Raw genomic sequence first — 11,346 nt, forward strand, 5'->3', positions numbered from 1 at the left:
TTGATTAAGCGGTCAGAAGCGGCATCTAAGACTGTCGCTCGCTCACTTTTGCTCAGCGCATCTACAATCGGCCTGCTAACGGCGATGCCTGCGGCAGCGCAAGACGCATCTGAGGATGCTGAAGCTAACGATGATGTCCAAGAGGGCGATATCGTTGTTACTGGTATTCGCGCTTCAATCGCGACGGCTCAACAAACAAAGCGTGATGCTGATACCGTTGTCGATGTTGTCACTGCATCTGACATTGGTGCTCTTCCAGATCGCTCTGTTTCAGAGGTTCTTCAGCGCGTTCCCGGCGTAAGCGTCATTCGCTTCGCTGGCCCTAATGATCCTGATCACTTTGCAGTGGAAGGTAGTGGTGTTGTTATTCGCGGTCTTCCCTTTGTCCGATCGGAGCTGAACGGTCGCGATGTCTTTGGGGCCAACTCAGGCGGCGTCCTTGGTTTTGAGGATGTGTCGCCAGAGCTCCTTGGTAGCGTTGTTGTCTTTAAAAACTCTTCGGCTGATTTGATTGAGGGCGGTGCTGCGGGCACCATCGATTTGCGGACCCGCTTGCCGTTTGATCAAAGCGGGCAGGTTGTTTCCTTCTCCATTGAAGGAAACTATGGCGATCTTCGCGAAGAGTGGTCGCCAACTGTCTCGGCTCTTTATTCCAACACCTTTGATACAGCAGTCGGCACTTTCGGCATTCTGGGCAATATTGCCTATTCCGAACTAAAGTCGCGTGCAGATGGTACGGGCCTTGCGGATTTTGTTGAGACTGACAACGGTTTCGTTCCATCTGGTGGTAGCATCAGAACGCAAGAATTTGACCGTGAGCGCCTCACCATTGCAGGGGCCGCTCAATTTGAAAGCAATGACGGTCGTTGGTTGGCTACTGCTCAATTCCTCCGGTCTGATTCAGAATTGATCTGGGGTGAAAATGCTCTTGAAACTGTCGCGGATAGTGCTGGGGCGCGCGCTAATCTGGATTCGTCGGACTTCGTTTTTGACGATGACGGCATCTTTACTGGCGGGACAATCAGCGACGATAATCAATGGCGTGGCCCTAACGGTGGCGATCTTTTGCCTCCTGCCTTCTTCCCTGGTGCAGGCGGTCAGCAACTAAACTTGTTCCGTGAGCGTCTGGAGGAAGATGTCACTACGGATTATGGCTTCAATCTGAAGTTTTCTCCGACCGATAATCTCCGGTTCAATTTTGATGTCCAGTACATCAAGTCATCCGCGGAAGTGATTGACCTTACCGTGCACGGATCGTTCTTCTCGCGCCTCTTTGTAGATAGTTCGGTCGGTTCTGTTCCTGAGGTGAGCAATCTGGCGCCGGTCAATCAACCTGCGGACTATTTCCAAGATCCAAGCAACTATTTCCTTCGTTCAGTGTTGGATCACAACACTCAGAATGACGCTGACTCATTGGCGTTCAAGGGTGATGTTGAATATGATTTCTCAGGCGATGGCTGGCTGAAATCTGTCCGTGCTGGTGGTCGCTATCAACAGCAAGATTCGACGCTGCGCGAATCTGACTTTAACTGGGGTAACATCTCAGAAGTCTGGACCGGTCGAGACTTGCAGGGCTTGGCGGCTGGTGAAAACCCCGTACTTTTGTTGGGTGGCAACCCAAACCCAGCGCTCAACGCATTGGTTGATCCTCTTTTTGGGTCATTTGAGTTTGATAATTATCAACGCGGTCTTAATACCGGTCTTGGGGGTCCAATCCCGACCTACACTGGTCCGGGGGTGGAGGACTTCCAGGGTTTCCAGGATACCTTCAATAACATCATTGATGTTCTTTATGGACCAAACGGGATTAGCCCAACTGGCAATAATCTCAGCCCATCGGGTTATCGTCCGCTAACGGGGCGTGCTGGCGTCATTGAAGGCACCCCGTTCCTGCCGAGTGAGATTGGTCAGATTGAGCGTGACAACTTTGCGGCATATGTGAGGTTGGATTTTGAGCAACCATCGGGCGATTATCCAAGTCTGTCGGGCAATGTTGGCTTGCGTTATGTTCGCACAGAGCGTTCGGTCGACAGCTCGTTCTCAATTCCGAGCTTCCAAGAGACATTCCCAAACACAGCCTTGTGTGATCCTGCGTTCCAAGCGGCAAATGGAATCGTCAATATTCCTGGTTTTTGTGACTTGGATCTTGTGGCTCTTGAGGCGGCGCTGAGTGACGGCGTAGATCTGAGTCGAACCCTAGAGACTAGCTATGATGAGTTCTTGCCTAGCTTGAACTTGAAGATGGACATTGATGATCAACAAGTCGTGAGGCTTGCGGTTTCTCGTACGATGACGCGGCCTGGCGTAAATCAGCTGAATGAGCGCATCACGGTTCGAACGCTGACCAGTTCTGCAATTCCCGACGGTTCGGGCGGCTCGTTCACGCCGTTCGAAGGCTTTGTTGGTAACGCCACGGGTAACTCCGCGCTCTTGCCGCAAACATCGTGGAATTTCGATGTTTCGTGGGAATGGTATTTTGCTCCCGCAGGGTCGATTACACTGGCTGGATTCCACAAGGAAATCGATAATTTCATCTCCTTTGCACCCGTTCTAGTCGGTCTGCCGGAAGATGATTTGTCCGATGCATTCTTGAGTAATTCGGTAATCAACCCGCTACTTCGCAACACTGAAGTCAATTCTGAAGAATCGGCAAGTGTAACAGGCTTCGAATTTGCGTATCAGCAGTTCTTCGACTTCCTGCCCGGAGTGCTCAGCGGGCTCGGTATGCAGTTCAACTACACCTATATCGATTCAAAAGGTGTGGCGAACGAGCTGGATGCCACGATCCCAAGTGATGATCCGCCAACCGCGCGGTTCGACGTGGATGCTGGGCTATTCCCGCGTATTTCAGAGCACAATCTGAACGCAATTGCTCTGTATGAAAAGGGGCCGGTCCAAGCGCGACTTGCATACAATTGGCGCAGTAGTTTCCAGTTGACGCCGCGTGATGTGATCTTCCCGTTCGCGTCGATTTATCAGCCGGCAACGGGGCAGCTTGATGCATCCCTGTTCTATGATTTGACTGATAACATCAAATTGGGTGTCCAAGGTGTGAATTTACTCGATGACATCACCGTGACCGAGCAGTCGATCGATGAAGATGGGCTGCTTGCACCGCGCAACTTCTTCCGCAACGATAGGCGTTACACCGTAATTCTGCGTGCGACGTTCTAGAGTGAGTGAAGGATGCAGATGGTCCTAAGGCCTTAAATTTCACGAACCCCGAGTAACTGTTTGAAGTTTCTCGGGGTTCAATTTTCATGCGATGGAGAAATCCATGGTTGTTGTCCGATTGATGATCCGCAATGTGACCCTTTGCATTGCACTTCCGCTTTTGGCTTGCAGCGGTGCGTCACAGGCGGATCGCACGCATGATAGCGTGGCGCCTGAAATCACAGAATGGATGCCTGAACCTGCAATTCTGGTTTTTTCCAGAACACTTGGATGGCGGCACAATGAAGGCATTGCTGGCGCCGACTTGTTTTTCGTGCAGCTCGCGCGAGAACGACAACATGGTATTTTTACAACGGCAAACGCCGCCGTCTTCAACCACAAGACTCTATCGCGCTTCGAACTTGTAGTTTTTAACAATGTGACAGGCGATTCACTTTCACCTGACCAACAAAGCGCTTTTGAGGATTGGCTTGTAAATGGTGGAGCATGGATGGGGCTCCACGGCTCCGGCGATGCCTCGCAAGATAGCTGGCAGTGGTACCAAGAATCGCTAATTGGACCGCGCTTCATTGGCCATCCTGCCGAACCTCAATTTCAAGAAGCTCGCATCGAAACATTAGATACAAAGCACCCAATAACTAAGGGTGTTGCGCTGAACTGGGTGCATGAGGATGAGTGGTACAGTTTTGACAGCCCTGCTCAAGACCACGGAGCGACAGTCCTGTTTGGCCTCGATGAAAACTCGTACCGGCCGCGCAATGATGCATATGGCGAGGTTTCTGATCTTCGCATGGGGGCAGGGGCCATCAATCATCCCATCGTTTGGGTAAGGTGCGTTGGCAAAGGCCGTGCATTTTATTCAGCCATTGGACACAGCGATCAAAGTTACCAAGACCCGAACTATGCCTTGCTGCTTTCTAATGCCTTTGACTGGGCAACCAAACGCGAGGCTGGATTTGAAACTGACTGCTAACAACGACGTCATCGCCTGCACGAAAATTGGGAGTGCATTTTGAAACCAATGGCGTTCTTTAATAAGCTGATAGCCGCTCTTCTGTGTTTGAGTTTCTCATCGTTCAGCTCAGTGGCCTCAACCCAACATGAAAGCGGCGTCCGGGATCGAACACCCGTCGAACGGCACGGTCAATTGTCCGTCGAAGGACGTTTTGTAGTTGGCGCACATGGGGAAGCAGTTTCTCTTGCAGGTCCAAGCTTCTTTTGGAGCAACACGGGCTGGCCGGGCGAAAAGTATTATAATGCACAAACTGTTGAACGATTCGCCAAGGACTGGCGGGCAGGCATGGTCCGCGCAGCGATCGCAGCTGAGAACGAAGGTAGTTATCTCACTGACCCCAAAGCCAATACAGAACGCGCTTATGCAATAATAGACGCGGCCATTGCACAAGGGGTCTATGTCATTGTCGATTGGCATTCACATCGCGCAGAGGAGAATGTGACCGAAGCGACCGCGTTCTTTACAGACATCGCGACACGTTACGGCGACAAGCCCAATGTCATCTATGAGATATATAACGAGCCGCTTGATACGACTGATTGGGAAACGGTCATCAAGCCGTACGCGGAGGAAATCATAGGGGTTATTCGCGAGATTGACCCGGATAACATCATCGTTGTTGGCACACAGAGTTGGGATCAGCGGGTCGACAAGGCTGCGGATGACCCAATAGTCGGCCAAAAAAACCTCGTCTATGCGCTGCACTTTTACGCCGCCAGCCATAAAGATTACCACCTGAAATTGGCTCAGTATGCCGTCGATAAGGGCCTCCCGTTGATGATCACAGAGTGGGGCTCAGTTACCTATGATGGCGACGGGTCAGTTGACTATGAGTCCTCTTTGGTTTGGCTGGCGTTCATCCGGGAAAATAAGCTGTCTCATGCAATTTGGGCAGTAAGTGATAAGGATGAAGGCAGCGCAATGCTGCGCCCTGGCGCATCATCCAACGGAGATTGGAGCGAAAATGATCTTAGCGACTCTGGCAAATTTGCAAGGGACGTCATTCGCAATTGGTGAGAATGTGTAACGTCCGGTCACCTGAGATTGGACGCGAGAAAGGGAGCATGGGGGCTTTGTTCCGCCATGATTGAGGGACCGTGACGCTTGAAACAATAGATATCGTGATCATTGCTGGCTACGCCATCGCACTGCTTGGAATTGCGTTGCTGGTCAGTCGTGAACCCAAGGGCTACGAGAAAAACACCGAGGATTACTTTCTTGCCGGCCGTGCTTTGCCATGGTGGGCGATTGGTGCCTCGCTAATTGCGTCCAACATCTCTGCCGAACAAATCATCGGTCAATCAGGTCAAGGATTCGCCGTGGGTATGGCGATCGCTGCCTATGAATGGCAGGCGGCAATCGTCCTGATCATTGTGGCAAAGTACTTTCTGCCAATATTCCTCAAACGCAAAATCTACACCATGCCGCAATTCTTGCAGCAGCGTTATGGTGACGGCGTCAAGAACCTGATGAGCGTGTTTTGGGTCGCGCTTTACACCGCAGTCAACCTCACCACAGTCCTTTGGCTGGGCGGACTTGCGGTTGATACTCTTACCGGATGGGGTGTTTTGCCTGCGATGGCTGCGCTTGCTGGATTTGCGGTTCTTTATTCGCTCTACGGCGGCCTCAAAGCGGTTGCTCTTACTGACATTATTCAAGTGGTCATTTTGATCCTTGGCGGTTTTGCGATCACGTGGTTTGCGCTTGATGCTCTGCCTGCGGAAGGCGCAATTGGCGGGCTTGGTTTCTTGATGCAGGAAATGCCTGGGCACTTTGAAATGATCCTTGATAGCGATCATCCCGCCTATTCCGATTTGCCAGGGATATGGACCTTGCTTGGCGGGCTTTGGGTTCTGCACTTCAGTTATTGGGGCTTTAACCAATACATTGTCCAGCGCGCGCTGGGAGCTGAAAATCTCCAAGAAGCGCAAAAGGGCCTCGCCTTTGCCGCTTTCTTGAAATTGTTGGTGCCCTTTATCGTGGTCATTCCAGGGATTGCAGCCGTCATCTTGGCTCAGCAAGGTGATCTCAATGCAGCAGCTCTGTCTGGCGCTTCAGACCGCACTTATGGCGAGCTAATGGGCTTTGCGCCTGCAGGTCTTCGCGGGCTAGTGTTCGCAGCTCTTATTGCGGCTGTTGTAAGCTCGCTTGCATCCATGATGAATTCGATTTCGACCATCTTCACTATGGACCTCTACAAAAGTTGGAAGCCGTCAGAGCCTGAACAACACTATGTAACGGTTGGTCGTATCACGGCGTTTGCTGCGATGGGTATTGCTCTGATTTTGGCCCGGCCATTTTTGGGAGGCTTTGAGAGCGCGTTCCAAACGGTTCAAGAATACACGGGCTATATCGCGCCCGGTGTCGTGATCGTCTTCTTGCTCGGCTTCTTCGACAAGAAGGCCAATACTGCTGGCGCATACACCGCGTTGATCGGCTCAGTTGGGCTCAACCTCATTGTGAACGCACTCTTCCCTAGTATGCCTTTCGTTGTGCGCATCTGGATAGTCTTTGTCGTTGGTATTGTAGTTGCAATGACCGTGTCACGCCTGACTACTGCTCCTGACGAGGAGAGCACAGTTAATCTTGGAAATCTCGCCTTTGGCACCAGCGCTCTGTTCAACATGCTCGCGATGATCACAATTGTGATCTTGGTCGGTCTGTATGTTCTTTTGTGGTGAGTGACTTTGCTGTCGACGCGTTGAAGTGGTGTTGTCAAAGTAAATGGACTTGTCAGACTAAATGTACCCGATTGAAAACTGGGATTGGACGAGTAGGGCAAGACCTATGCCCAGACGCACAAAATCAGTCGGTCCGTTTCGTTATTTCAACTTATCTCCCGAGGTGATCAGGATTGCATTGATGATGTGCGTCCGCCTTCCGTTGCGTTTGCGGAATGTGGAAGACCTTCTTGGCGAACGTGGCATCGACATTTGTCATGAAATGGTGAGGTATTGGTCGAATCGCTGCGGCTCAATGTTCGCATCCGATATTCGTAGGCAACTTGCTTCCAGGATGAAGGGCTTTCGCCATTGGCGCTGGCATCTCGATGAGATGTTTGTGAAGATCAATGGTGAGACATACTATCTGTGGCGACCCGTCGACCATGAAGGAGAGATTCTAGAGGGCTATGTCACTAAGAAATGGGACAAAAGGGTTGCGCTAAAGTTCCTTCGCAAGGCGCTGAAATGGCACGGACAAGCTGAGAAAATCATGACCGAGGGTCTCAAATCATACCCTGCAGCGATGCGCGAACTTGGAAATGAAAACCGTCGCGAGATGGGCAGGTGGAAGAACAACAGAGTCGAAAATAGTCATCTTCCGTTCCGACGATAAGAGCGAGTTATGCAACGATTTCGCAGGATGAAATCACTGCAGAAGTTCGCCTCAGTCCACGCCAACATCCACAATCACTTCAACTCGCAGCGCCACCTCGTCGATCGTCAGACATTCAAAAAGCGCCGTTCAGCCGCCTTGGCTGAGTGGCAGTTTCTTGCTGCGTGATCTCAGCGCGACCTCGCCACAGTTCTGTCAATCAGAGACAAGTTGCAGTTAGACTGACAGCACCTCGAAGAGCTGTAAACCGAATGATAACCGCCAGCGTTCGCCTTGCGACACGATGATGGCTTGATTCGGGCCGTGAGCGGATTGTCGGTTTTTGCAGGTTTCCCGAGTAAAGCGGAAGTCCGCTATCGGTCCATGAGCTGCCATTAAGAGAGGCGTCTCAACTGTCCCTGTAAAGTGCTCAATTGGACGAGATGTATGATCTATGCGATACCTGCGTTCGCAGTCTGGGGGGGCGGCATGAAGAGACAAGATTTAGAGCGCCATTGCGGCACGGATAAAACGCGGCTTAAATGGCAATTGCGCAGCATCATTCTTACAGCAGGGAGCGGCATCGCCCTTGTGGCAGGCTTGCTCTCGCAAGATGCGCAAGCGCGGAACAATGGCTCGCCAAACGCTGTTACCCGGCCTTTACACCAGGACACTCAGGTTCTTCCGCCAACAATTGAACGGGTTGGATCAGGCAATGGTGCAGTCACAAGGCATGACACAACCCGTTCTGGGATCAACGTCAGAGCTGATGCTAGGTTCGACGGTTCAAGGTTAGATTTTCGCGCCTCTGCCTTAGTTGACGAAGTCCGCGTCCTCGCTCAGTCAGCGATCATAGACTGGACGACGTTCACACCGGGATCGGAAGGGTCTCAGGCTGTGTTTCTAGGCAGCGATGGCCGCTTGACCTTTAGTTCGGCGCTTCCGGATTACACCGTTCTCAATCGGATCTTCACACCCGATTTTGACAGCGCTGTTCGGCTTGATGGGGCAATAACATCTACGGCCGGAGGTGGGCAGATTGGCGGCAATGTCTGGTTCTACAGCAGCGGAGGCCTTATCGTAGGGCAAGACGCTTCGATCAATGTAGGCAGCCTGCTTCTCACCACAAATGCGCCAGATCTCAATGCCTTTGGACAGGCCGGACAAGCTGTCGCGCTCACAGGCAGTGATTCTGGCAATGGCACCATTCGCGTTTATGAAGGCGCTCAGATAACCGCCCACAATGCCAACGCCTATATCGCTCTGGTTGCGCCGCGTGTAGAGCAGTATGGCACTGTTATGGCCGATGGCTCAATTGCCTATGTGGCAGCCGAGAAGGCAACTTTGTCGATTGACCACGGCCTGTTTGGCATTTCTGTCGATGTGGGCACGTCGGACGTGAACGGCATTGTTCACGGCGATAGCGCCACAAGCACCGGCCTTGCCTTGCAAGGTGCGGGACCAGATGTGACCTTCGTTGCCATTCCCAAAAACGATGCCATCAATCTTCTGGTGGGCGGGTCAGTCGGTAGTGAGCCTGCGACATCGGCATCGTCCAATAATGGCATCATCACCCTTTCGACCGGGGAATCGTCAAAGGGCAACATCACTGTTCAAAATGCCAACCTTAACTCTTTCGTGCAGCTTCAATCGGCTGGCGATGCAGATCTTACTGCAAACGATGGCGAGGTTCTGGACTTTAGCAGCGGATTGTCGCTCTCCGTGACTGGCGACCTTGTTATCGACCTTGATGGAACCGGTCAGATCGTAGTCAACGGCGCAACGGTCCTGCAGGCCACAGACAGTGTTTTCATCACCCATACCAACAACACGGCAGACACGGTCTCGATCGACACAAGCACCGCATTCACGGTTCGCGCCAATGGCGGGGATTTTATTGCGAGCGATGGGACGATCATCGATGCAGACGGCACAGTCTCGCTAAATGCAAGCGACAATATTTCGTTTGATACCATCACAGCTGGCAATGCCTTCTCTGCCTTTGCGGGCGGTAACCTTGATTTCAATCAGGCAAGCACCGCGGAGGGGAATATTCTGCTGGATGCTGGCGGTGACCTTACAGGCGCCCTTGCCATGACCGCGGATGCGAACACCAATGTAGGTGGCGCTGATCTGTTGAACTTTACTGCGGGCGGCATTTTGACGATTGGCAATGCGCGTGCCCAAGATGGATTTGTGCTGCAAGGCAATGTTATTGAGGCGGGCAACCTCATATCAGATCTTGGAGGGATCCAAGCCAACGCCGCGGTGAGCGCCAATGTTGGTTCGCTTACTTCACTTAACAACTCGGTTTTAAACGCAGGCAGCGTGACACTGGGTGATGCGGATATTGGTGGCACACTCACAATCAACGCTACCAACAATCCAGACAGCGATTTGGTCATCACAGGCGGCCTTAATGTGGGCAATGTGGTCAGTCTTGAGGCGACGGGTGACATTGCGTTGACGGCAATTGAGGCAGGAAACCTGGTCGATTTGGATGCGGGCGGCAACATCACCTTTGATACCGTGAGCACGGCCGACGGCAACGTGCAATTCGCCGCAGTGGGTGATATCATCGGAACCTCGGCCATGACCGCCGACATTATGACCAATCCTGGTGGCAATGATGCTTTGTCCCTTCAGGCGGGCGGCGCACTTTCTATCGGTACAGCCCGCGTGCAGGATGGCCTGACACTGACGGGATCGACCGTGGATGCAGGGGATATCGCATCCGATTTGGGCACCATCAACGTGACCTCTACGAATGCGGCGACCATTGGCGGCATCTTCACAGGCGTGAACGCCGCATCGGTTTCTGCAACCCGTATTGAGGTGGGCGACATTGATGTAGGCTCGAACCTCACACTCAATGCCAGCGGTGGCGATCTAGATCTGACCGGTGACAATGATGTTGGTAGTATCGTAGACTTGGATGCTAGCGGCAACATCACATTCGGCACGATTTCCGCAGGCAACGCTTTCAACGCGAATGCGGGCGGCGACATTAGTTTTACCAATGCCAGCACCACCAATGGCAATGTGACCTTTGTGGCTGGCGGTGATCTCACAGGTGTGTCAGCCATGACCGCTGCTGTGACCACCAATCTTGGTGGCAATGATGCCCTGTCCCTTCAGGCAGCGGGCGCGCTTTCTATCGATACGGCGCGTGCGCAGGATAACCTTCAACTTACTGGTTCGATCGTTGATGCAGGCTCGATCGGCTCCGACCTGGGCTCAGTCAATGTCACCTCCGCAAGTACCGCGACCATTGACAGCGTCTTCAGCGAGGGAAGCAGTGCGACGGTCTCCGCAACCCGTATTGAGATCAGCGACATTGATGTAGGCTCGAACCTCACACTCAATGCCAGCGGTGGTGATCTAGATCTGACCGGTGACATTGATGTTGGTAATGTCGTAGACTTGGATGCTAGCGGTAACATCACATTCGGCACGATATCCGCAGGCAACGCCTTCAACGCGAATGCGGGGGGCGACATCACCTTCACCAATGCCAGCACCACCAATGGCAATGTGACCTTTGTGGCTGGCGCCGATCTGATTGGCAGTTCGATCATGACCGCCGACATTATGACCAATCTTGGTGGCAATGATGCTCTGACCCTTCAGGCAGGTGGCACCCTAACGATCGATACGGCGCGTGCGCAAGATATCCTTCAACTTACCGGTTCGATTGTTGATGCAGGCCTCGTCAGCTCGGATTTGGTTAGTGTTGTCGTAACGGCGACCGGTGATGCCGACGTGGATACGGCTAATTCCGCGGCATCCACCTCGATTACAGGTGCAAATGTCACGCTAGACAATGCAGATGTGACCGGACT

General features: G+C 52.5%; 7 protein-coding genes. All 7 read left to right on the forward strand.

What is annotated here, in order from left to right:
- Window positions 1–3,174 (forward strand): TonB-dependent receptor, encoded by a 3,174-nt coding sequence (locus tag ABJ205_RS15715; protein WP_348157867.1) that lies wholly within the window; start codon window positions 1–3, stop codon window positions 3,172–3,174.
- A gap of 103 nt (window positions 3,175–3,277) precedes the next feature.
- A complete protein-coding gene (locus ABJ205_RS15720) occupies window positions 3,278–4,147 on the forward strand; it encodes a ThuA domain-containing protein (protein WP_348157870.1) in 870 nt (289 codons plus the stop codon).
- 48 nt (window positions 4,148–4,195) lie between these two features.
- Window positions 4,196–5,206, forward strand: a complete 1,011-nt coding sequence (locus tag ABJ205_RS15725; protein WP_348510081.1) for a glycoside hydrolase family 5 protein — start codon at window positions 4,196–4,198, stop codon at window positions 5,204–5,206.
- Window positions 5,207–5,286: 80 nt separating this feature from the next.
- Complete coding sequence (locus tag ABJ205_RS15730) at window positions 5,287–6,870, forward strand: sodium/sugar symporter (RefSeq protein WP_348157875.1); 1,584 nt, start codon at window positions 5,287–5,289, stop codon at window positions 6,868–6,870.
- 61 nt (window positions 6,871–6,931) lie between these two features.
- Window positions 6,932–7,525 (forward strand): IS6 family transposase, encoded by a 594-nt coding sequence (locus ABJ205_RS15735; RefSeq protein ID WP_348510082.1) that lies wholly within the window; start codon window positions 6,932–6,934, stop codon window positions 7,523–7,525.
- Window positions 7,526–7,552: 27 nt separating this feature from the next.
- Window positions 7,553–7,693 carry a hypothetical protein gene (locus tag ABJ205_RS15740; protein WP_348157881.1) on the forward strand — a complete coding sequence of 47 codons (141 nt, stop codon included), beginning with the start codon at window positions 7,553–7,555 and terminating at the stop codon, window positions 7,691–7,693.
- A gap of 300 nt (window positions 7,694–7,993) precedes the next feature.
- Window positions 7,994–11,346 (forward strand): hypothetical protein (locus tag ABJ205_RS15745; protein WP_348510083.1); only part of this gene is annotated, 3,353 nt, incomplete at its 3' end.

This window comes from Erythrobacter sp. (assembly GCF_039988855.1).
Lineage (GTDB): Bacteria > Pseudomonadota > Alphaproteobacteria > Sphingomonadales > Sphingomonadaceae > Erythrobacter.

Excerpts from the sequence above, each read along its gene's own strand:
- ABJ205_RS15735 (WP_348510082.1), top strand. The coding sequence starts at position 6,932 with ATGTACCCGATTGAAAACTGGGATTGGACGAGTAGGGCAAGACCTATG.
- ABJ205_RS15720 (WP_348157870.1), top strand. The coding sequence starts at position 3,278 with ATGGTTGTTGTCCGATTGATGATCCGCAATGTGACCCTTTGCATTGCA.
- ABJ205_RS15740 (WP_348157881.1), top strand. The coding sequence starts at position 7,553 with ATGAAATCACTGCAGAAGTTCGCCTCAGTCCACGCCAACATCCACAAT.
- ABJ205_RS15725 (WP_348510081.1), top strand. The coding sequence starts at position 4,196 with ATGGCGTTCTTTAATAAGCTGATAGCCGCTCTTCTGTGTTTGAGTTTC.